Annotated in this window: 18 protein-coding genes and 2 pseudogenes; 11 read left to right on the top strand and 9 right to left on the bottom strand. The window is 74.1% G+C overall.

Going from position 1 to position 21,353, the window contains the following annotated elements; all coding sequences use genetic code 11:
• Positions 1–14 precede the first annotated feature (14 nt).
• From CUT44_RS09645 to mug, 3 genes are read left to right on the top strand one after another with little or no spacing between them, the layout of a single operon-like run.
• A complete protein-coding gene (locus CUT44_RS09645; protein WP_100200375.1) occupies positions 15–893 on the top strand; it encodes an SGNH/GDSL hydrolase family protein in 879 nt (292 codons plus the stop codon).
• Positions 894–904: 11 nt separating this feature from the next.
• On the top strand, positions 905–2,335 hold the full coding sequence (gene purB / locus CUT44_RS09640) for an adenylosuccinate lyase (protein WP_100200230.1): 1,431 nt from the start codon (positions 905–907) through the stop codon (positions 2,333–2,335).
• A gap of 44 nt (positions 2,336–2,379) precedes the next feature.
• Complete coding sequence (mug, locus tag CUT44_RS09635; protein WP_408646695.1) at positions 2,380–2,910, top strand: G/U mismatch-specific DNA glycosylase; 531 nt, start codon at positions 2,380–2,382, stop codon at positions 2,908–2,910.
• 131 nt (positions 2,911–3,041) lie between these two features.
• On the opposite strand, the gene CUT44_RS09630 is transcribed toward mug, so the two are convergent.
• Positions 3,042–3,776, bottom strand: coding sequence for an ABC transporter permease (locus tag CUT44_RS09630; RefSeq protein WP_100200228.1), 735 nt, complete (start codon positions 3,774–3,776; stop codon positions 3,042–3,044).
• A 3-nt stretch (positions 3,777–3,779) separates the two neighbouring features.
• Positions 3,780–4,541, bottom strand: coding sequence for an ABC transporter ATP-binding protein (locus tag CUT44_RS09625; RefSeq protein ID WP_199185546.1), 762 nt, complete (start codon positions 4,539–4,541; stop codon positions 3,780–3,782).
• Between the two features lie 109 nt (positions 4,542–4,650).
• Here CUT44_RS09625 and CUT44_RS09620 point away from each other — a divergent pair, with 109 nt between their 5' ends.
• From CUT44_RS09620 to CUT44_RS09610, 3 genes are all read left to right on the top strand, one after another.
• Complete coding sequence (locus CUT44_RS09620) at positions 4,651–5,862, top strand: sensor histidine kinase (protein ID WP_100200226.1); 1,212 nt, start codon at positions 4,651–4,653, stop codon at positions 5,860–5,862.
• 4 nt (positions 5,863–5,866) lie between these two features.
• Positions 5,867–6,517: a response regulator transcription factor gene (locus tag CUT44_RS09615; protein WP_100200225.1), complete on the top strand. Its 651-nt coding sequence runs from the start codon at positions 5,867–5,869 to the stop codon at positions 6,515–6,517.
• 112 nt (positions 6,518–6,629) lie between these two features.
• The gene (locus CUT44_RS09610; RefSeq protein WP_100200224.1) at positions 6,630–7,784 is read left to right on the top strand and encodes an ROK family transcriptional regulator; all 1,155 of its coding nucleotides are present in this window, start codon (positions 6,630–6,632) and stop codon (positions 7,782–7,784) included.
• A 169-nt stretch (positions 7,785–7,953) separates the two neighbouring features.
• Here CUT44_RS09610 and CUT44_RS09605 read toward each other — a convergent pair whose 3' ends face one another.
• On the bottom strand, positions 7,954–8,706 hold the full coding sequence (locus CUT44_RS09605; protein WP_100200223.1) for a GntR family transcriptional regulator: 753 nt from the start codon (positions 8,704–8,706) through the stop codon (positions 7,954–7,956).
• Positions 8,707–8,904: 198 nt separating this feature from the next.
• On the opposite strand from CUT44_RS09605, the gene CUT44_RS09600 reads away from it, so the two are divergent.
• The gene (locus CUT44_RS09600) at positions 8,905–9,654 is read left to right on the top strand and encodes an SDR family oxidoreductase (RefSeq protein ID WP_100200222.1); all 750 of its coding nucleotides are present in this window, start codon (positions 8,905–8,907) and stop codon (positions 9,652–9,654) included.
• Between the two features lie 21 nt (positions 9,655–9,675).
• Here the strand turns inward: CUT44_RS09600 and CUT44_RS09595 are convergent, their stop codons facing one another.
• On the bottom strand, positions 9,676–10,620 hold the full coding sequence (locus CUT44_RS09595; protein WP_100200221.1) for an RNA polymerase sigma-70 factor: 945 nt from the start codon (positions 10,618–10,620) through the stop codon (positions 9,676–9,678).
• Positions 10,621–10,682: 62 nt separating this feature from the next.
• Entirely contained in the window at positions 10,683–11,732 is a 1,050-nt protein-coding gene (locus CUT44_RS09590; RefSeq protein ID WP_100200220.1) for an EamA family transporter, read from the bottom strand.
• A gap of 47 nt (positions 11,733–11,779) precedes the next feature.
• Between CUT44_RS09590 and pdxR the strand changes: the two genes are divergently transcribed.
• Entirely contained in the window at positions 11,780–13,270 is a 1,491-nt protein-coding gene (gene pdxR / locus CUT44_RS09585; protein WP_100200219.1) for a MocR-like pyridoxine biosynthesis transcription factor PdxR, read from the top strand.
• Between the two features lie 19 nt (positions 13,271–13,289).
• On the opposite strand, the pseudogene CUT44_RS33480 reads toward pdxR, so the two are convergent.
• The 3 genes and pseudogenes from CUT44_RS33480 to CUT44_RS09565 all read right to left on the bottom strand — a co-directional run.
• Positions 13,290–13,508: pseudogene (locus CUT44_RS33480) on the bottom strand (hypothetical protein); the annotation flags it as partial.
• A gap of 778 nt (positions 13,509–14,286) precedes the next feature.
• A pseudogene (locus CUT44_RS09570) lies at positions 14,287–15,483 on the bottom strand (RNA-guided endonuclease InsQ/TnpB family protein).
• Positions 15,484–15,496: 13 nt separating this feature from the next.
• Positions 15,497–15,976 (bottom strand): hypothetical protein, encoded by a 480-nt coding sequence (locus tag CUT44_RS09565; RefSeq protein WP_233221083.1) that lies wholly within the window; start codon positions 15,974–15,976, stop codon positions 15,497–15,499.
• Positions 15,977–16,307: 331 nt separating this feature from the next.
• Here CUT44_RS09565 and CUT44_RS09560 point away from each other — a divergent pair, with 331 nt between their 5' ends.
• From CUT44_RS09560 to CUT44_RS09550, 3 genes are all read left to right on the top strand, one after another.
• Positions 16,308–17,900, top strand: coding sequence for an alkaline phosphatase D family protein (locus tag CUT44_RS09560; protein ID WP_100200218.1), 1,593 nt, complete (start codon positions 16,308–16,310; stop codon positions 17,898–17,900).
• 25 nt (positions 17,901–17,925) lie between these two features.
• Positions 17,926–18,486, top strand: coding sequence for a DUF1990 family protein (locus CUT44_RS09555; RefSeq protein ID WP_100200217.1), 561 nt, complete (start codon positions 17,926–17,928; stop codon positions 18,484–18,486).
• Positions 18,487–18,570: 84 nt separating this feature from the next.
• The gene (locus CUT44_RS09550) at positions 18,571–20,085 is read left to right on the top strand and encodes a GNAT family N-acetyltransferase (protein WP_107488040.1); all 1,515 of its coding nucleotides are present in this window, start codon (positions 18,571–18,573) and stop codon (positions 20,083–20,085) included.
• Here the strand turns inward: CUT44_RS09550 and CUT44_RS09545 are convergent.
• On the bottom strand, positions 20,030–21,331 hold the full coding sequence (locus tag CUT44_RS09545) for a trans-sulfuration enzyme family protein (protein WP_100200216.1): 1,302 nt from the start codon (positions 21,329–21,331) through the stop codon (positions 20,030–20,032). The two genes, CUT44_RS09550 and CUT44_RS09545, sit on opposite strands and share 56 nt — an antisense overlap.
• Between the last annotated feature and the right edge of the window lie 22 nt (positions 21,332–21,353).

Here is a 21,353-nt window from a genome sequence, read left to right as displayed (position 1 = left end):
CCATGGCCTGCGCCATGAACAGCTCAACTGACAGCACACCCGAAGTGCCCGCCCCGCCCGTCATCACCAGTTTCGCCGCCCTGGGGGACTCCTTCACCGAGGGCATGTCGGATCTGCTCCCGGACGGCAGCTACCGGGGCTGGGCCGATCTGCTCGCCAACCGGCTGGCCGCCCGCACCGAGGGCTTCCGGTACGCCAACCTGGCAGTGCGCGGAAAGCTGATCGGGCAGATCGCCGACGAGCAGGTGGACGCCGCCGCCGCGCTGGGCGCGGACCTGGTGACACTGGTCGGCGGCCTCAACGACGTGCTGCGCCCGAAGTGCGACATGGGACGGGTGTGCGGGCTGCTGGCGGAGTCGGTCGCCAAGCTCGCCCCGAACTGCGGACGTCTGGTGCTGATGCACAGCCCCGGACGGCGCGGACCGGTGCTGGAGCGGTACCGGGTCCGTATGGAGCAGCTGTTCGACTTCATCGACGTCCTGGCCGAGGAACACGGGGCGCTGGTGGTGGACCTGTACGGCTGTGAGGCGCTGGGTGATCCCCGGCTGTGGGCCGACGACCGGCTGCATCTGTCCTCCGAGGGGCACGAGCGGGTGGCCGAGGCCGTCTGGCAGCGGCTGGGGCACGAGGCCGGGGCGGACTGGCACGCGCCCCTGCCACCGGCCGTCCTGCCCGGCTGGTACCGGCGCCGCACCGCCGACCTGCGCTTCGCACGGCAGCATCTGCTGCCGTGGATCGGCCGGAGGCTGACCGGCAGATCCTCGGGTGACGGGCGCCTGCCCAAGCGGCCCGAACTGGCACCGCTGGCCCCGGCCCCGGCGGCGGCGGCCCCGGACCGGGCGGGGCGTCCGGTGTCCGGACCGATGCCCCTGGCCTGCGAGGACACCCCGTAGAATCCCCGGGTGTGACTGACAAGCCGCGCATCCCCAACGTCCTGGCCAACCGCTACGCCTCCGCGGAACTGGCCCGCCTGTGGTCTCCCGAGCACAAGGTGGTGCTGGAGCGGCGGTTGTGGCTGGCCGTGCTGCGGGCCCAGCGGGATCTGGGCATCGAGGTGCCCGAGGCGGCGCTGGCCGACTACGAGCGGGTGCTGGAGGAGGTCGACCTCGCCTCGATCGCCGGGCGCGAGAAGGTCACCCGGCACGATGTGAAGGCGCGGATCGAGGAGTTCAACGCGCTGGCCGGGCATGAGCACGTGCACAAGGGCATGACCTCCCGTGATCTGACCGAGAACGTCGAGCAGCTGCAGATCCGGCTGTCGCTGGAGCTGGTGCGCGACCGCACCGTCGCCGCGCTGGCCCGGCTCGGCAGGCTGGCCGCCGAGCACTCCGAACTGGTGATGGCCGGCCGGTCCCACAATGTCGCCGCGCAGGCCACCACGCTGGGCAAGCGCTTCGCGACCGCCGCCGACGAGCTGCTGGTGGCACACGCCCGGCTGGAGGAGTTGCTGGCCCGCTACCCGCTGCGCGGCGTCAAGGGCCCGGTGGGCACCGCCCAGGACATGCTGGACCTGCTGGGCGGGGACGGGGAGAAGCTGGCCGAGCTGGAACGGCGGATCGCCGCCCATCTCGGCTTCGGGCACACCTTCACCTCCGTCGGCCAGGTCTATCCGCGGTCGCTGGACTACGAGGTGGTGACCGCGCTGGTCCAGCTGGCCGCCGCGCCCTCCTCCCTGGCGAGGACGATCCGGCTGATGGCCGGCCACGAGCTGGTCACCGAGGGCTTCAAGCCGGGCCAGGTCGGTTCCTCGGCGATGCCGCACAAGATGAACACCCGCTCCTGCGAGCGCGTCAACGGACTGGCCGTCATCCTGCGCGGCTACGCCTCCATGGCCGGGGAACTGGCGGGCGACCAGTGGAACGAGGGAGACGTCTCCTGCTCGGTGGTGCGCCGGGTCGCCCTGCCGGACGCCTTCTTCGCCTTTGACGGCCTGCTGGAGACCTTCCTGACGGTACTGGACGAGTTCGGCGCGTTCCCTGCGGTCGTGGCCCGCGAGCTGGACCGCTATCTGCCGTTCCTGGCCACCACCAAGGTGCTGATGGGCGCGGTACGGGCCGGGGTGGGCCGGGAGAGTGCCCATGAGGCCATCAAGGAGCACGCGGTCGCCTCGGCGCTGGCACTCCGCGAGGGAGCCGAGCGCAACGAACTGCTGGACCGGCTCGCCGCCGACGAGCGCCTCCCGCTGGACCGGGGGCAACTGGACACCCTGCTGGCCGACCGGTTGTCCTTCACCGGTGCCGCCGGTGACCAGGTCGCCTCGGTGGTGGCCCGGATCGAGGAGATCGCCAAGCGGCGTCCGGAGGCCGCCGCCTACACCCCCGGGGCGATCCTCTGACCCCCGGGACGCCGCCCCCGGGGCGGGGGATGTCCGGGGAGGAGATGGAGGAGCTGCGTGCCCGCACCGTCCCGGATGTGGTGGCCGAGGAACTGCGGGTGCTCTTCTGCGGGATAAACCCCGGGCTGACGACCGCCCGGCTGGGGCACCACTTCGCCCATCCCGGCAACCGCTTCTGGCCGGTGCTGCACGCCTCGGGTTTTACCCCGAGGCGGCTGAAGCCGTCCGAACAGCGTGAGCTGCTGGAGTACGGCCTGGGCATCACCAACATCTCGCCCCGGCCCACCGCCCGTGCCGACGAACTGACCGCCGAGGAGTACACCGAGGGCGGGCGGGTGCTGACCGAGAAGGTCACCCGGCTGCGCCCGGCGTGGCTGGCGGTGGTCGGGGTGACCGCCTACCGGGCCGCCTTCGGCGACAGAAAGGCGCGGATCGGCCCGCAGGAGGCGGTGATCGGCGGCACCCGGATCTGGGTGCTGCCCAACCCCAGCGGCCTCAACGCCCACTGGACGCTGGAGACGATGGCCGAGGAGTTCGGCCGACTGCGGACGGCCGCCTTCGGCGTCCCCTCCTGACACTCCTGACGGCGGCAGCCCGGTCCCGCCGCCGTCGGCGCCGTCGGACTCTCCGTCCCTGTCCCCACCGCCGTCAGAAGCCGGGCGTCGGACAGGGGTGTCCGAGGGGGTGTCGGCCACCTCCGACGCTCTCAGGCGTCACGGCGGCGCAGTACGGCCAGCCCCGCGCAGAGGGCCGCCGCCGTCCAGACGGCCATCACCGCCATCCCGCTCCACGCCCCCAACGGCCCCTCGGGGACCGGGTGCAGCACCTGCTGCCCGGCCCGGTCCGGCAGGAACCACACGTCCGGCCCCACCACCGGCGATATCAGGAAGATCAGCGGCACGAGCATTCCCAGAGCACCCACCGTGCTCCGCAGCACTGCGGTGACACCGACTGCCAGCAAGGTCAGCAGGGTGAGGTAGATCCCGCAGCCGATCCCGGCCCGCAGCACTCCGGGATCACCGATCCCGACTCCGTGTTCGCCCAGCAGCGTCTGGCCGATCACCACGGTGATCAGACCGGTGGGCAGACCGACGGCGAGGGCGAGACCGCCGAGGACGGCGAGCTTGGCGCCGTAGAACATCTCCCGGTTGGGCACGGCCGCCAGCGAGAGGTGGATGGTGCCGTGTGCGTACTCCCCCGCGACGGCCAGCACACCGAGACAGATAGCGGCCACCTGTCCGAAGTTGAGCCCGAAGAAGGCGAAGGAGACCGGCTCGAAGCCCGGGTTGTCGCTCTCGGCCTCACCGAGAAAGCCGGTGATCAGGGCGCCGACGCCGACCGTGGCGACCAGGACGGCCAGAAGGCTGCCCGCCAGCGAGGGTGCTGTACGGACCTTGAGCCACTCCGACCGGAGCACGGCGGTGAACGGTGTGTCCTTCACCTCTCACACCTCCTTCTTCGTCCGGTGGCGCGTGGCGCCGGCGGTCAGCCGCAGATACGCCGCCTCCAGCGAGTCCGGCTCCGCCGGATCGCCGTGCTCGCGCAGGAAGTCCTCCAGCGCCGCGTCGGCCAGCAGGCGTCCCGCTCCGAGCACGACGACCCGGTCGGCGATCCGCGCGACCTCTCCCATCAGATGGCTGGAGACCAGCACCGTGCGGCCCTCGTCCGCCAGCCGCCTCACCAGCCCACGGAGCCAGACCATCCCCTCGGGATCCAGCCCGTTGACCGGTTCGTCGAGCAGCAGCACCGGTGGGTCCCCCAGCAGTGCTGCGGCTATGCCCAGCCGCTGCCGCATGCCCAGGGAGAAGGTCCGCACCCGGCGCCGGGCGGCGGGTGCCATCCCCGTCTCCTCCAGTACCTGCGCGACCCGCCGGTCGGGGATGCGGTTGCTGCTCGCCAGAACGCGCAGATGGTCGCGGGCGGTGCGCCCGGGGTGTGCTGCCCCGGCGTCCAGCAGCGCGCCGACCCGCCGCAGCGGTTCGGGGCGCGCCCCGTACGGGCGGCCGTCCAGCAGGGCGGTGCCCGAGGTGGGCCGGTCCAGGCCGAGGACGATGCGCATGGTGGTGGACTTGCCGGCGCCGTTGGGACCGAGGAATCCGGTGACAGTGCCGGGGCGGACGGTCACGGTGAGTCCGTCCAGGGCGCGGACGGCCTTCCCGCCCCTGCCGTACTCCTTGGTCAGCTCACACAGTTCGATCGCGGTCATGGTCACCACGCTGCCGCCCGGCGGAGGCCTGCCGCTTCCCCCGTCCGTGGGTTCGGTCTCCCCCGTGCGGGGGAGGCGCGGTGATCGCGCACGCTGGCACGATGGCGGTATGTCCCTTCGCCTTCCGGCTCCCCTCCGCGCACTGGTGCAGGCATCGGCACGGACGGTCACCTACACCCGCTGGCTGCATCTGATGCTGGCAGGGCTGGTGGCGATGGTCGTGATGATGGTCTTCCCCGGACTCGAGGACGCCCCCACGTGGCAGTGGCTGCGGGCCATGGCGGTGCCCGTCGGGCTGGCCGCGGTCTTCGGCCTGGGGGTGCCGGTGCTGCGGCAGGCCGAGGGCATCCAGGCCCGTCTGATGCTCGTCCCCGGGCAGCGCGAGCCGCTGGGCCCCGCCGCCGCGGAGACGGGGATCGCGGTGACACCTTCGGGCTCCTGGCCCGACCGGTGGCGCACGGCGCTGTGGCTGGCGCTGCGAGTGGCGCTGGGTCTGCCTCTGACGGTGCTGTCCGTCTGGCTGCTCATACCGGCATGGCACCTGGCCTTCGTCCTCGGCGGCTGGTACGCCCTGCTGGCACCGCTGCCGCCGCTGCTCCTGCTGGTCCTGGTCGTCTCGTCGGGGGCACTGACGGCCGCCCTGGCCAGACGGTTGCTGGCGCCCTCGGCGGCCGAGCGGCTGGCCGCCCTGGAGCAGCGCACCGAGCGGCTGCTGGAGCACAACCGGCTCGCCCGCGAACTGCACGACTCGATCGGCCACGCCCTGACCACCACCGTCGTCCAGGCGGGTGCGGCCCGGGCCGCCGGGTCGGCCCGGTTCACCGAGCGGGCACTGACCGCGATAGAGGAGACCGGCCGGCGGGCCCTGGAGGACCTGGAGCGGGTACTGCGGCTGCTGCGGGAGGACGACGAGGCGCGGACCGCCGGGAAGCCGCCGAAGCTGGAGGACGCCTCACGCCTGCTGGAGTCGGCACGGGCCTCGGGCGCCCTGGTCACCGCGGAGACCGGCGGCGGGCTGGATGCCGTACCGGCGGTGATCTCCCGGGAGGGCTACCGCATCCTCCAGGAGGCGCTGACCAATGTGCTGCGGCACGCGGGCCCCGTTCCCGTGGCGGTGCGGGTGGCCGCCACCGGGGAGGAGCTGCGGCTGGCGGTGCGCAATCCGCTGCCCGAGCCGTCCCCGCCGACGGGCACCGGCAGCGGACTGCGCGGCATCCGTGAGCGGGCCGCGCTGCTGGGCGGTGCGGCGGAGGCCGGGCCGGCCGGGGACGAGTGGCGGCTGGAGGTCCGCCTCCCCCTGGGCGGATACACGCGGGGGTGACGGAATGGCTGTCACGGTGCTGCTCGTCGACGACGAGGAACTGGTACGCGCCGGGCTGCGGGCGATCCTCGACGCCCAGCCGGACATCGAGGTCGTCGGCGAGGCCGCCGACGGCGTGGCGGTCGTCCCCCTGGTGCGCAGGCTGCGGCCGGATGTGGTGGCCATGGATGTGCGGATGCCGTTGCTGGACGGCATCGAGGCGACCCGTGCGGTCCTGCGGTCGGTGCCCGAACCGCCGGGCATCCTGGTGATCACTACCTTCGAGGAGGACGCCTACGTCTACGAGGCGCTGCGTGCCGGGGCGGACGGCTTCCTGCTGAAGCGGGCGCGTCCGGCGGAGATCGCGCACGCGGTGCGGCTGGTGGCGGAGGGCGAGTCACTGCTCTTTCCCGCCGCCCTGCGGCGGCTGGCCGTCGGACGCGGCAACGAACGGTCCCGGCGGGTACTGGAACGGGCCGCGCTGACCGTGCGGGAACAGGAGGTGTTGCGGCTGATGGCACGAGGGCTGTCGAACGCGGAGATCGCCGGCCGGCTGGTACTGGGTACCGAGACGGTGAAGTCGCACGTCAGCTCGGTGCTGTCGAAGCTGGGAGCGCGCGACCGAACTCAGGCGGTGATCACCGCCTACGAGTCGGGCTTCGTCGTGCCGGGCTGAGCGGGACGGGCCGGGGCCGGGCCCTCCGTGGCTCTCCCGCCCTGGCTCTCGCCGCCCTGCCGCTCACCGGATACGATCCGCCCACAGATGCGCACTTCCCAGGAGGCGGACGTTGGGGCGGCTCACCGGCAGGGATCCCTCCCTGCTGCGCAGGATCAACTCCACGGTCGTTCTGCGCGCGCTGCGCGCCGCCGACGGCGCACCCACCCTGTCCGACCTGTCCCAGGCCACGGAGTTGTCCCGGCCGACGGTCGAGGGCGTGGTGGAGCAGTTGGTGACGGCCGGGCTGGTGGCCGAGGCGGCGGTGGGTCCCGGTGACGTCCGGCGACAGGGCCGGCCGGCGCGCCGCTACCGTTTCCGCGCCGAGGCGGGCCATCTGCTCGGCGTCGAGATAGGCCCGCACCGGGTGGCCGCCGTCCTCGCCGATCTGTCGGGGCACCGGCTGGGCATGCTCGGGCGGGAGGTGTCCGAGCATGCCACCGCCGACGAGCGGCTGGAGCGGGTACGCGGTACCGTCGCCGAACTGCTGCGTACCTGTGAGGTGCCGCGCAGCACTCTGCGGGCGGTGGGGGTGGGCAGCCCCGGAATCGTGGAGTCCGACGGCACGGTACGGCTGTGCACGGCACTGCCGGGCTGGACCGGACTGCCCCTGGGCGAACGGCTGCGGCGCTCGTTCCGCTGCCCGGTGCTGGTGGAGAACGACGCGAACGCCGCCGCGCTGGCCGAGCACTGGAAGGGAGTGGCGGCCGGTTCCGGCGACATGGTGTTCGTCCTGGCCGGGCTGAGCCCGGGTGCCGGCTCACTGATCGGCGGACGCCTGCACCGCGGGTTCGGCGGCGCGGCCGGAGAGATCGGCGCGCTGCACCTGCTGGGCCGTGAGGCCACTCCGGAGCGACTGCTGTCCACCACCGGCGAACCACTTCACCCGCTGGACGAGGCGGCGGTGGCGGAGGTGTTCGCACTGGCGCGGGAGGGCGACGCGCGGGCACAGCGGGCCGTGGAGCGGTTCAACCGGCGGCTGGTGCACGACGTGGCGGCGCTGGTGCTGGCCCTGGATCCCGAGCTGGTGGTCGTCGGCGGCTGGGCCACCGGGCTGGACGACGTGCTGGATCCGCTCCGCCGCGAACTGGCCCGCTACTGTCTGCGGCCGCCGCGGGTGGAGCTGTCCCTGCTGGCCGGCGAGGCCATCACGACCGGCGCGCTGCGGCTGGCCCTCGGCCATGTCGAGGAGGAACTGTTCACCGTGGAGGGCACCGGGCCCTTTTGAGGGCGCTGAGGGCGCTGGAGCACCGAGGGCACTGGAGCACCGAGGGTGCCGGGCTCCGCCGGGCCCCGCTGAGGCCTGCTCCGCGCGGACAGCGGACATACGTGCGGGGGCGCCTTCCCTGGACAGGGAAGGCGCCCCCGCACCCCGCCGGGATCCGGCCGGTGAGCCGTCAGCCCGCCGCCAGCAGACCGGTGCCGGCGGATTCCCCGAAGGTCAGCCGGCAGGTGTCGGCCCGGTAGGTGGAGACCGCGACCGCCGCCGTGCCGCCCGCGGCGAGATAGCGGGTGGTGAGGACGAGGACGGGCGCGCCGGGCAGGCGGTCGAGCCGCTTGGCGTCTTCCGCGCGGGCCGAACCCAGCTCCACCGTCCGCTCCTGACCGCCCAGTTCGAGGCGCTGCAGCTCGCGCAGAACGGCCCGGCCTCGGGCGACACCCGCGTCGGTCTCCAGGCCGGCGATGCCGGACAGCCCCGGCACGGAGGCCGGCGGTACGTACAGCAGCTCGGTGGCGACCGGCTGGCCGTGCACCGTACGGACCCGGTGCACGGTGTACACCTTCTCGTCGCCCCTGCCGAGCGCCCTGCCCACCACGGCGGGCGGCACGTCCTCCGCGCAGCCCTCGGTCTGCCAGGCGTCCCCCGGGGCACCGGGCCAGCTGTGCCGGGTGGGGTTCACCTCCACGCCCACACGCGGCGGCGCGACGGTGGTGCCCACCCCGCGGCGACGCTGGAGACGGCCCTCCAGCTCCAGCTGCTCCAGCGCCTGGCGGAGCGTGGCCCGGGCGACGCCGAAGCGTGCGGCCAGCTCCCGTTCGTTCGGCAGGATCTCCCCCACCTCGAACTCCGAGTCGAGCGCGTTCGACAGCACCGTCCGGAGATGCCAGTACTTCGGCTCCGGCACCGTCTCCAGTTGCGTGGTCCCCACCCTTGCCTCCGCAGTCGCCGTGTCCTGCCGGTTTTACGTGCGCTTGTTTTTTAAAGGTCCTTGCGTATGCCGACGATAGGGATGCACCGGTCACTTGGTCAAGACCAATCAGCCCACTGGCGCCCCTCCCCGTGAATGATCGATCATATTCCCCGGCTGTCGTATCCGGCGGTCCGGCGGCGAGCGAGGGAGAACGGCATGGCACGGCAGGTAACGATCGTCACCGGCGGGAGCCGCGGTATAGGAGCGGCCGTCGCCCGGCGGCTGGCGCGGGCCGGACATGACGTCGCCGTCGGCTACGAGCGGTCGGCCGAGGCGGCCGGCCGGACGGTGGAGGAGGTACGGGCCGCGGGCGCCGAGGCGATCGCCGTACAGCTGGACACCAGTGTCGAGAGCGAGGTCGACACCCTCTTCGAGGAGACGGCCGCCCGGCTGGGGCCCGTCACGGGCGCGGTCCTCAACGCCGGGATCACCGGTCCGCTGGGCAGGTTCACCGAGACCGCCACGGAGGTGATGCGCCGGGTGGTGGACGTCAACGTCATGGGGACACTGCTGTGCGCGCGGCGGGCCGCGCGCGAGCTGTCCACGCGGTACGGGGGAAACGGCGGCGCGATCGTCACGGTCTCCTCGTGCGCGGCCACCCTCGGCAGCCCCGGTGAGTACGTCCACTACGCCGCGACGAAGGCGGCGCTGGACGCCATGACGGTCGGGCTGGCCAAGGAGCTGGGCCCGGACGGGGTGCGGGTCAACTCCGTGCAGCCCGGGGCGATCCTCACCGACATGCACGCCACGATGGGCGACCCGCAGCGTCCGTGGCGCAAGGCCGGGGTCATCCCGATGGGCCGCCCCGGGGAGGCGGAGGAGGTGGCCGGGGCGGTCGCCTGGCTGCTGTCGCCGGAGGCCTCGTACACCACGGGCGCGGTGCTGCGGGTGAGCGGCGGACTGTGAGCGGCGGCGGCACCGGCGCGGTCAGGGCATCGGGCGGACCGGGCGGACCGGAGGGGCCAGGTGAGCCAGCTTGTCCGGGTTGCTGATGAGGTGGACGGAGTGGATGAGACCGCCCGCCGTCTCCAGCGCGAGGACGGCGTACGGGCGGCCGCCGGCGGTGGCGAGCAGGGCGGGACCGCCGTTGACCTCCAGCGGAACGATCTCCAGGTCCCGGACCGGGGTCCGGATGACCGCGACCGTGAAACGTGCCACCTTGTCGGCGCCGAGGATGGTCCGCAGCGGCGCCTTCGCCCGGCCGCCGCCATCGCCCACCAGCCGCGCGTCCGAGGCCAGAAGGGCCAGCAGCCCCTCCAGATCGCCCTCCAGGGCGGCTGCCAGGAAGCGCTCGGTCAGTTTCCTCCGCTGCGCGGGGTCGACGTCGAAGCGCGGGACGCGCTCGGCGACATGACGGCGGGCGCGCACGGCGAGCTGCCGCACCGCCGCCTCGCTCCGGTCCAGAGTCCCGGCGATCTCACCGTAGGGGAGCCCGAACGCCTCGCGCAGCACGAACACCGTCCGCTCCAGCGGGGAGAGCGACTCCAGGACGACCAGCACCGCCAGGGAGACCGACTCGGCGAGCAGCACCCGCTCGGTCCCGTCCGGGACGGTGCGGACGTAGTCGGTGACCAGCGGTTCCGGCAGCCAGGGCCCCACATACGCCTCGCGCCGGGCATGGATCCGGCGCAGCCGGTCGACGGCGAGACGGGTGGCGGCGCGCACCAGATAGGCGCGGGGTTCGCGCACGGCCGGGCGGTCGGCCGCGTACCAGCGCAGCCAGGTCTCCTGCACGACGTCCTCGGCGTCGGCCACCCGGCCGAGCATGCGGTAGGCCACCGAGAGCAGGACCGGACGGTGCTCCTCGAAGACCTCCGCCGCGTCCTCGTCCCCGCTTCCGCCGGTGCCCGCACCGGTGCCGTCCCGGACCACGGGACCATCCTAGGGCGGACGCCGGTGGCCGTGCGCCCGTACCCGGTGAACGGCGGCCCGGGTCATCCCGGGCCTCGCGCCGCGGCCTGCCGGACGGCCGCGGCACCCTCCGGTGCGGGTGGTGCCGGCCGGCGGCGGGCCCGCACTCCCGCCCCGACCGCGACTCCCAGGCCGACCAGCAGGCTGCCGCCCGCCTGGGCCCAGCCGTACGAGCCGGTGCCCACGACCGGGGCCGTCAGCGCGGCGCTGACGGGGATCAGCCCGGAGAAGAGCGTGGCCCGCTCCGCGCCGATGCGTCCGATCCCGGCGTACCAGCACACGAAACCGACCACCGTGACGACGACCGCCTGCCACAGCAGCGCCACCGCCTCGCCCCGCTCCGGGAATCGCAGCCAGTCCCCGCCGTCCAGTACCGCACCGAGCAGCGCGGCCTCCACCGCCGCCAGCCCGCAGGCCGCCGCGGACAGCAGCCGGGCGCCGAGCGGACGCACCAGGGGGACGGCGATCACCGCGAACCCCACCTCCCCGGCCAGCGCCCCGGCGGACCACAGCAGACCGGTGGCATCGGTGCGGCCCCAGCCCTGGACGGCGAGCGCCCCGGCCGCCACCAGCAGCGCCCCGTACACCACCGGCCGGGCGGGCCGGCGGCCGTTCAGCGCGGGAACGATCACGGCGACGACGACCGGCGCGCAGCCGACCAGGACGCCGGGGACCGCCGGCTCGGCGGTGCGTTCGGCCGCCAGCACCGCGAGGTTGAAGCCGACCATGCCGACGGCGGCCAGCAGTGCGAGCCGGATCCACTGGCGGGCCGTCAGGGCGCGCAGCGGGCCGAGGACGCCGTGGCGGGCGCCGCGGCCGGCCAGCGGCAGGAGCAGCAGGCACGCCAGGCCGTAGCGCAGTGTCTGACCGCCGGCGTGCGGGTAGTCGCCGAGCACGCTGTTGGCGGTGAACGACGCGCCGACCAGGCAGCAGGCGACCGCCGCGAGCAGGGCGCCGCGTCGGCGGGAACGGCGCCGGGCCGCGGGGAACGGCGGGGACGGCGCGGGCCGCGAGGGCGGCCGGGGCGGCGGAGGCGGGACGACCGGAGGGTGCGCGGATCTCGGGGAGGACATGGGGCCGACGCTAGGCGGCCGCGCGGTCCGGTTTAAGGTCCACTTCCATGGGCGACAAGAGGACCACTTCCGGCCCGGAGCCGCCCGGCGATCCCGCTCCCGGCCCCGGCGGACAGTCCGGCGGGGCCGCGGCCTGGGGGCTGCTGCCGCCGCTGGCCTCGGCACCGCCGCGACAGCGCGGCCACACCCTCCGGGAGCGGCTGCGCGAGGCGGTGCGCTCGGGGCGGCTGGCGCCCGGCACCCGGCTGCCGTCCAGCCGCGAACTCGCCGCCGATCTGGGGGTGTCCCGCGGACTGGTGACGGAGGCCTACGAGCAGCTGACCGCCGAGGGGTACCTCACCAGCAGCCGGGGGGCGGGCACCTGGGTGGGGGACGCCGCACGCACCGCCCCGGCCCACCCGCCACCCGCCGGGGAGCGGGCCCCGGAGCCCGTGGTGGACTTCCGGCCGGGCTCCCCCGATCCGTCGCTGTTTCCCCGCGCCGCGTGGGCCGCCGCCCACCGGCGTGCCCTGGCCCGGCTGCCGTACCGGGAGCTGGGCTACCCGGACCCGCGTGGGCTGCCCGCCCTGCGCGCCGCCCTGGCCGCCCTGCTGGCACGGCGGCGCGGTGTGGTCGCCGAACCGGACCGGGTGGTGGTCTGTTCGGGTGTGGCGCAGGCGATGACGCTCCTGGGGCTGGCCCTGCGCGGGCGGGAGCACCGGACGGTGGCGGCGGAGAGTCCCGGAAGCCCCGAGCACACGGCGCTGTTCGCGGCGGCCGGGCTGGCGACCGTACCGGTCGGCATGGACGCGGAGGGCCTCGTCCCGCAGGAGCTGACCGCCTCGGGCGCACGGGCCGCGGTCGTCACCCCCGCCCACCAGTTCCCGTCCGGCATCGCCTACTCCGCCGCGCGCCGCTCCGCCCTGCTGAGGTGGGCCCGTACCACCGGCGGACTGCTGATCGAGGACGACTACGACGGCGACTTCCGCTACGACCGGGCGCCCATCAGCGCCTTGCAGGGACTCGATCCGCGGCATGTCGCCTACACCTCCTCGGTCAGCAAGTCCCTGGCCCCCGGGCTCCGGCTGGGGTGGCTGGTGGTGCCGGACCGGCTGGCCGAGGAGGTGGTGGAGCGCAAGCGCACCATGGACCTGGGCCATCCGGTCCTGGACCAGGCGCTGCTGGCCGACTTCGTCTCCCGCGGCGACTACGACCGGCAGCTGCGCCGCTGCGGACGCGCCTACCGGCAGCGGCGCGACGCGCTGCTGCGGGCGCTGGCCGGATCCTTCGAGGGCGCCGAGACGACGGGGATCGCCGCCGGGCTGCACGTCATCGTCACCCTGCCGGCCCGGTACGGTCCCGAGGAGCGCTTCCTCGCCCGTACCGCGCGGGTGGGGGTGGCGGTGCGTCCGCTGTCCCACTACGGCGCTTCCCCGCCCGGCGACGGACATGTCCGGCTGGTACTGGGATACGCGCATCTGACGCCGGGCCGGATCGCGCACGGGGTACGGCTGCTTGCCGAGGCGGCCCGGCCGGGTCCGGGCCGCCTGCCGGCCTGAACCCGGCCGGGTCCGCGGGTCAGATCTCCAGCCCGGCCTCGATCTTCCGCAGCTGGTGCCGGGCCATCGCCAGGTTCGCCCGCGACTTCTCCAGCGCCAGGTACAGGAAGAGGCCGTTGTTGCCGCGGCCCTTCAGCAGCCGGATCAGGTGGTACTGGCCGCCCAGGGTGATCAGGATGTCCTCGATCTCGTCCTTCAGCCCCAGCATCTCCATGGTCCGCACCTTGGCGCGCAGCAGGGCGGTGTCCGGATCGGCGGACACCTCCGGGATCCGGCCGGCGACGGGGGGGCCGGCGGGCGGGCGGCGTCTCGACGTGCCCCGCGGCGGCCAGCCGCCGTACGTCGACCGGCGCGTGGAAGGCCGGGCGGCCGAGGTGCCGGGCGATGTCGGCGGGGGTGCGCGTGCCGTCGGCGAGTCCCAGTACGGCACGCTGCCCCCGGGTCGGGGCCGGGGCCCCGGCGGACCAGGGGCGCGGCGTCCACCTCCGGGTGCGGCCACAGGTCCGCCAGCAGCTTCCTGCGGCGCAGGATCTCCCGCTGCAGGGCCCTGGCGCCCACCGGGCGGACGGGTCCCAGCCAGTGGGCGGCGCCGCTGCGGAAGCGGGCCGGTCCGCTGCCGGGGGCCAGGACGAAGAAGGCGGCGTCGTGCAGTGCGCTCAGGTGGTAGACCTCCAGCTCGCCGTGGGACAGCCGACCGTTGTCCACCAGGAAGCGGCCGACCTGCCGGCGGGCCCCAGCCCGGTCCAGCGCCTCCCGCCATCCCTCGGCGGGGAGCCAGCCGCCCCTGGCGAGCAGGACGTCGAGGCCGGGAGCGGCGGGGCTCTCGGCGTACACGACCTCCCCGCCGCTCAGGTAGAGCGTTCCGCTTCCCCACAGCAGCGCTCCGGTGGCGCTCACGCGAGCACCAGCCGCTCGGCGAGGTACCGCAGCCGGATGCGGGCGAGGGCGATGTTGCCGCCGTCCCGGTCGAGCCACAGATGGTTGACTTCCTCCCCCTCGTGAACCGAGGGGGATTCCTACGGCTCGCGCCGTGGGGTTTTCTGCTTCGTCGCCGACTGCCCGCCCGGAGTTCTCCGTTGAGGTCTTACACCGGCTCCACAGACAGACACCGCCAGCCCGGCGGCCAGAAGGTTGCGTGCCGCGTTCACGTCCCGGTCGTGGGTCGTTCCGCAGGTGTCGCACGTCCAGATGCGGACGTTCAGCGGCATCGCCTTGGCGAGAGTGCCGCAGGTGGAGCACAGCCTGGACGAGGGGAAGAAGCGGTCCACGACCACCAGTTCCCGCCCATACCAGGCGCACTTGTACTCCAGCATGCTCCGGAACCGGGTCCATGCCGCGTCCGAGATCGCTCGGGCCAGCGTGTGGTTCCTGACCATGTTCCGGACGGTCAGGTCCTCGATCACGACCACTTGGTTCTCGCGGACGAGTCGGGTGGACAGCTTGTGCAGCAGGTCCCGGCGCCGGTCGGTGATCCTCGCGTGGATGCGGGCGACCCTGCGCCGGGCCTTGGCCCGGTTGACCCCCTCTCCCCTGGCCTTGCGGGACAGCTCCCGCTGGGCCTTCGCGAGCCGGGCCCGGTCCTGGCGCTCGTGCCGGGGGTTGGCGGTCTTCTCCCCCGTGGAGAGAGTCAGCAGGTGGTCCAGACCCACATCCACCCCGACAGCCGTATCGGTGGCCGGCAGCGGCCGCACGGCGGGGTCGGCCACCAGCAGGGACACGAACCAGCGCCCGGCCGCGTCCTGCGTCACGGTCACCGTGGAGGGTTTCGCTCCCTCGGGAAGCGGCCTGGACCAGATGATGTCCAGCGGCTCGGTCATCTTCGCCAGTGTGAGCCTGCCGTCCCGGAAGCGGAAGGCGCTGTTGGTGTACTCGGCGCTCTTGCGCGACTTCTTCTTCGACTTGAAGCGCGGGTACCTGGCCCGCCGGGCGAAGAAGTTCGCAAACGCCGCCTGCAGGTGCCGAAGCGCCTGCTGGAGCGGGACGGAGGACACCTCGCCCAGGTAGGCGAGTTCCTCGGTCTTCTTTCAGGCCGTCAGCATCGCCGAGGTCTGGTTGCAGGTGACCCGCTCCTGTCTGGCCCACGCCTCGGTGCGGGCGGCGAGGGCCATGTTGTAGACCTTGCGCACGCACCCGAAGGTCCGGGCAAGCTCGGCCGCCTGCTCCGGGGTCGGGTGGAAGCGGTACCGATACGCCCGCTTCACATACGTGGCCATATCTCACAAACTATCACATCAACTTGTGACACTCTGCGGGGGTCCGGGGGGTGGACGCCGATCCGCCCCGTCGGCGAACCGGCTCCTCCTGTCCTGCCCCGCAGAAGTCCGATTCCTCCCCCGGCCGAAGCCGGGGGCCTCCTCGGAGGAACCAGATGAAGAGACCGTCGTCGAGGACGCGGTCGACGAAGCGCAGCAGGTGGTAGCCGGTGCGTGTGGTGACGATGAGGTCCTCCACGAAGGCCGTGCCGCCCGCTTCCCCGCCGGTTTCCCCGCCGTCCTCCGGGCCGCCGGTCCCGGGCGCGGTGAAGGCGGGATGCTCGGCTGCCACCCGGGCGAGCTCCGCCGTCTCGGCGGCCGCGCTCTCGTGGTCCTCGCCCGCCGGTTCGCCGATCGTGCCGAGTGCGAGCCCGCTGGTCCGGTCGACCACGGCGGCGCCGCGGGCTCCGGGCAGCGTCATGACTTCGAGCAGGCACTCGTCGATTCCGGGCACGCGTGCTCACCTCCCGCGCAGTGTGCGGCCGCACCCACCTGTGGTGCGGAAGTGACGCTGAGGTTACGCAACGTGTCACCCGTTCCGGGCATACCTGAACGATTCTGCTCGCGGAAGCGGTGTAATGCTCAGGCGGCAAATGGAGTTGTCATTTTCGCGGCGCTCTTTGCCCGCTCCGCGGCTCCGGGGCACGGGCGTTCACCCAGCGCAGCCCCTCCGGCGGCGGTCCGGTTCCCCGGCGTTCTCCTTCCGCGGCCACCATGGGCGCTCTCCGCGGCCGGCTCCCGCCGGTCTCCGGTCCGTGGCTCCAGCTCTCCAGGAGGTTTCACCCATGACACGAGGGGACGCGTCCCACCACCCGGCACCCGGGCGGCGGGCGGTGCTGCGCGGTTCGCTGGCCGCCTCGGCGGCCCTGGCACTGCCGGGAGCGGCGGCGAGCCCGGTGTTCGCCGCGCCCGCGCAGTCGCTGTCGGGCCGGCCGCGGGCGGGCTGGGGTGTGCAGACCGGCGAGGTGACGGCCGGTTCGGCCCTGGTGTGGGTGCGCTCGGACCGGCCGGCCCGGATGGTGGTGGAGACCGCCGCCACGGAGTCCTTCCGCAACGTCCGGCGCCGGTACGGCCCGCTGCTGGGCCCGGGCACCGACTTCACCGGGACGACGGCGCTGCACGGGCTGCCGCCGGGCCGGCAGGTGCACTACCGGGTGGTGCTGGCCGACCCGGACGACCCGCGCCGCACGGGCGAACCGGTGTACGGCACCTTCCGCACCGCCCCGGCACGGCGCCGGGACGGGGTGCGGTTCCTCTGGTCGGGGGACCTGGCCGGGCAGGGCTGGGGCATCAACCCCGACCGGGGCGGCTACCCGGTCTTCGACGAGATGGCCCGGCTGGACCCGGACTTCTTCCTGTTCAGCGGGGACACCGTCTACGCCGACGGACCGCTGGCGGAGACCGTGGCGCTGCCCGGCGGCGGGACCTGGCGCAACGTCGTCACCGAGGAGAAGGCGAAGGTCGCCGAGACCCTGGCGGAGTACCGGGGCAACTTCCGTTACAACCTGCTGGCCGAGTCGCTGCGCCGCTTCAACGCCCAGGTGCCCTCGGTCGTGCAGTGGGACGACCACGAGGTGACCAACAACTGGTACCCGGGCGAGGTCCTCGCCGACGAGCGTTACACCGAGCGGCGCGTGGACGTGCTGGCGGCCCGGGCCCGGCAGGCCTTCGGCGAGTACTTCCCCCAGTCCTCCCTCCGGCGCGACGGCGCCGGGCGGATCCACCGGGTGGTGCGCCACGGTCCGCTGCTGGACGTGTTCGTGCTGGACATGCGCACCTACCGGAACGCCAACTCCCCCGGGACGCAGACCTCTGACCCGCAGGGTGTGCTGGGCGCCGGGCAACTGGCCTGGCTGAAGCGGGAGCTGGCACGCTCGCGCGCGGTGTGGAAGGTGATCGCCTCGGACATGCCGCTGGGCCTGATCGTCTCCGACGGCACGGACGTCGAGGCGGTGGCGCAGGGCGATCCGGGCGCGCCGCTGGGCCGGGAACTGCAGATCGCCGAGCTGCTGCGGTTCGTCAGGCACCGGCGGATCACCGGCACGGTGTGGCTGACCGCCGACGTGCACCACACCTCGGCCCAGCACTACGCCCCGGAGCGGGCGGCGTTCGGCGACTTCGCGCCGTTCTGGGAGTTCGTCACCGGCCCGCTGAACGCGGGCGCCTTCCCGGCCTCGGCGCTGGACGGCACGTTCGGTCCCGAGCGGGTCTTCGTCAAGGCACCCGAGCGGGGGAACGTCCCGCCGAGCGAGGGCTACCAGTTCTACGGCCAGGTGGACATCGACGGCGACAGCGGCGAGCTGACGGTGCGGCTGCGCGAGGAGGGCGGCGGGGTGCTGTTCACGAAGGTGCTGCGGCCGGGTCTGGTCGGTCAGTAGCGTTCCGGGCGCCTACGCTGGCGCCATGAGCGAGCACGACGGCGGCGGGAACGGCCGCCGGGACGGCGGCGGTGGTCCCGCCCTGACGTACACCGGTGCGGGAGCGACCCGGGAGGGACGCTTCCCGCCCGGCTTCGGGCGGCTGCGGGTGCGCACCCGGCTCGGCTCCGGGACGGCGGTCTTCGAGGCCGCCGCCGAGGCGGTGCTGTCCTGGCGGATGCACCGGGCCATGGGGGTGGAGATCGCCGCGGACGGGCCGCGCGCCGACCCCGGGGTACGCGTGGTGGTGGGTCTGGGCGTGGGGCGGCTGCGGCTGCGCGCCCCGTGCCGGGTGGTGTGGTCCGAGCACGGCGGGCGGCGGGCCGGCTTCGGGTACGGGACGCTGGCGGGACACCCGCAGAGCGGCGAGGAGGCGTTCGTCGTGGAGCGGGCGGACGACGGGACGGTGTGGCTGGAGGTGCGGGCGTTCAGCCGCCCCGGGGTGTGGTGGACGCGGGCCGCCGGCCCGCTGGTCCCGCCGCTCCAGCGGCTGTACGCCCGGTGGTGCGGGGTGACGCTGCGGCGGCTCGCCCGGAAGGGGCGATAGCCTCCCTTTCCTTGCGGAATGTCCTTAACCCGCAGGTCACAGACCGTTCGTGAGCGCGCAACACCGGTCGGCGAGAGTGACGGCATGACTGCATCGTCCACGCATCGGCCGGACCGCTCCCCCGAGCGCCGCGCCTCCCGCCGTGCCCTCCGCCGTGCCCTCGCCCCCGGCGCCCGTTCCCACCACTGGCGGCGGGACCTGGTGGAGCTGGCGGCCCTGTTCACGGCCGTGGCCGTGGCCGACAGCGCCGCGAAGACGGTGGCGCACGGGCCGGACGGTCCCGTCCTGCTGGCCCTGTCGGCCGCCGCGCTGCTGGGCGCCGCGGGCCTGCACCTGTGGTGGGCCAGGCGCCATCCCCACCATCCGCCGCCCGAACCCGGTGAACGCGCGGACGGCGCGGAACGTGGAAAGGGTGTGAAGAAGATCGGTTCCCCCGAGCCCGGCCCGGCGGCCGCCGGGCCCACCGCACCCGTGTCCCCCGGAGCGGAGGCACCGGTGCTGTGGCGGCTGCGCACCACCGTGCGGGAGAAGCCCGGCTCGCTGGCCGCGCTGTGCGCCTCGCTGGCCGGGCACCGGGTGGACGTCATCAGCCTGCAGACCCATCCGCTGGGCGAGGTGACGGTGGACGAGTTCCTGCTGCGCGCGCCCCGGGAACTCGGCCCGGAGGAACTGCGCCGGGCGGCCGCCGCGGCGGGCGGCCGGGACACCTGGCTGGAGCGGGCCGACGCCCACGAACTGGTGGACATCGCCACCCATGTGCTGGGCCTGGCCGCCCGTACCGCACTGGACACCGCGGAGCTCCCGCTCGCCCTGCGGCAGTTGCTCGGCCGCTGCACGATCCGCTCGGTGCCCGCGCGGTCCGGCGCCGCACGGCCGCCCGGGGAGCCGGTCCCGGCCGGGGGCGTACTGGAGGAGACGGTGATGAAGCTGCCCGACCCGCACGGCGGGACGATCGTCGTGGAACGACCCTGCCTGCCCTTCACCCCCACCGAGTTCGCCAGGGCACGCGCCCTGGTCGAGCTGGACGCCCGGCTGGACACGGTCCCCGCCACCGAGGGCGCGGGAACGAGGACGCCGCGCCGCCGCGAACGGCTCACGCTCCCGGAGGGGAACGAGATCACCGTGCGGCGGGCGGACAGCCGCGATCTGGAGGCCGCCCGCGCGCTGCACCGGCGGTGCTCCGAACGGACGCTGTCCTCCCGCTACCACGGTCCGGTACGGGACGCCGACCGCTACCTGGACCATCTGCTCAGCCCGCGTTTCGGCCGCACCCTGGCCGCCGAGACGGCCTCGGGCAAGCTGGTGGCGCTCGGCCATCTGCTGTGGGACGGCGACGAGACCGAGGTGGCCCTCCTCGTCGAGGACGTCTGGCAGCGCCGCGGCATCGGCACCGAACTGCTGCACCGCCTGGTGGCGATGGCCGCCGAGGCGCGCGGCGAGAGCGTCTACGCCGTGACGAAGGCGGCCAACACCGGGATGGTCTCGGCGATGCGCGGGCTGGGACTGCCGCTGGACTACCAGGTCGAGGAGGGCACCCTGGTGATCACCGCCCGGCTCGCTCCGGTTCCCGCCGCCGCGGAGCCGACGAGCGGGCACTGAGTTCCCCGTCGCCGGTCGCCTCACCGGCGCCGCTCCCGGCGCTGTCCGCCTCACCGGCGCCCGCCGAGGCGCGTTCCCCCGTGCCGCGGCGGGCGCCGAGCGCGGTGTCGAGGTCGTGCCACAGGTCCTCGGCGTCCTCCAGGCCGACCGACATGCGCAGCAGCTTCTCACCGATGCCGCCGGCCCGGCGGTCGGCCGGGCCGACGACCCGGTGGCTGATGGATCCGGGGTGCTGGATGAGGGTGTCCACGCTGCCGAGGCTGACCGCCGGGGTGATCAGCCGCACCCCCGCGATCACCTCGTGCGGATCCCCGTGCACCTCGAAGGAGACCATCGCACCGCCGATCCGGGGGTAGTGGACGCGGGCGACCCGGGGGTCGTCCGCCAGCCGCCGGGCCAGTTCGGCGGCCGTGGCGGACTGCGCCCGCATCCGCACCGGCAGGGTGGCCAGGCCGCGCAGGAGCAGATAGCCCGCCAGCGGGTGCAGTACGCCGCCGGTGGCGAAGCGCACCTTCCGCAGTTCCCGGGCCGTCTCCTCGTCGCAGGCGACGACGCCGCCGAGGACGTCGCCGTGGCCGCCCAGGTACTTGGTGGCGCTGTGCAGCACGAACCGCGCGCCGTGCTCGGCGGGACGCTGCAGCACCGGGGTGGCGAAGGTGTTGTCGGCCAGCAGCGGCGCCGGGCCGCAGGATTCCGCCACGGCCCTCAGATCGATTTCGGCCAGAGTGGGGTTGGCCGGGGTCTCCACCACCACCAGACCGGTGTCGGGGCGGAGGGCGGCGGCGATCCCGGCCGGGTCCGTCCAGGTCACCTCGGTGCCCAGCAGCCCGCCGCCGAGCAGGTGGTCGCTGCATCCGTACAGCGGGCGCACCGCCACGACATGCCGCAGTCCCCGGGCGGCACGGGCCAGCACCACGGCGGTCAGGGCCGCCATGCCGCTGGCGAAGGCGACGGCCGCCCCGGTGCCCTCCAGCCGGGCCAGCGCCCGCTCGAAGCGCGCCACGGTGGGGTTGTCCAGCCGGGCGTACACCGGCGGGCCCGGCGGCAGGGCGCCGGTGGCGGCGAACTCGTCCAGCCGGGCGGCCTCCGCGCGGCTGTCGTGGGACGGGTAGGTGGTGGACAGGTCCAGGGGAGCGGCGTGCAGGCCCAGGGCTGCGAGGTCCTCGCGCCCGGCGTGCACGGCCTCGGTGTCCGGCGAACGGTGTGGGGTCGCGGACGAGACGTCCATGCCTTCCAGCTGAGTCATACGGGAATCCTGGGCATCGCCC

Origin of the sequence: Streptomyces carminius, assembly GCF_002794255.1 — a bacterium.
Taxonomy (GTDB): Bacteria; Actinomycetota; Actinomycetes; order Streptomycetales; family Streptomycetaceae; genus Streptomyces; species Streptomyces carminius.
Note: the sequence above shows the minus strand (reverse complement) of the source record. Positions and strands in the feature narration are given on the sequence as shown.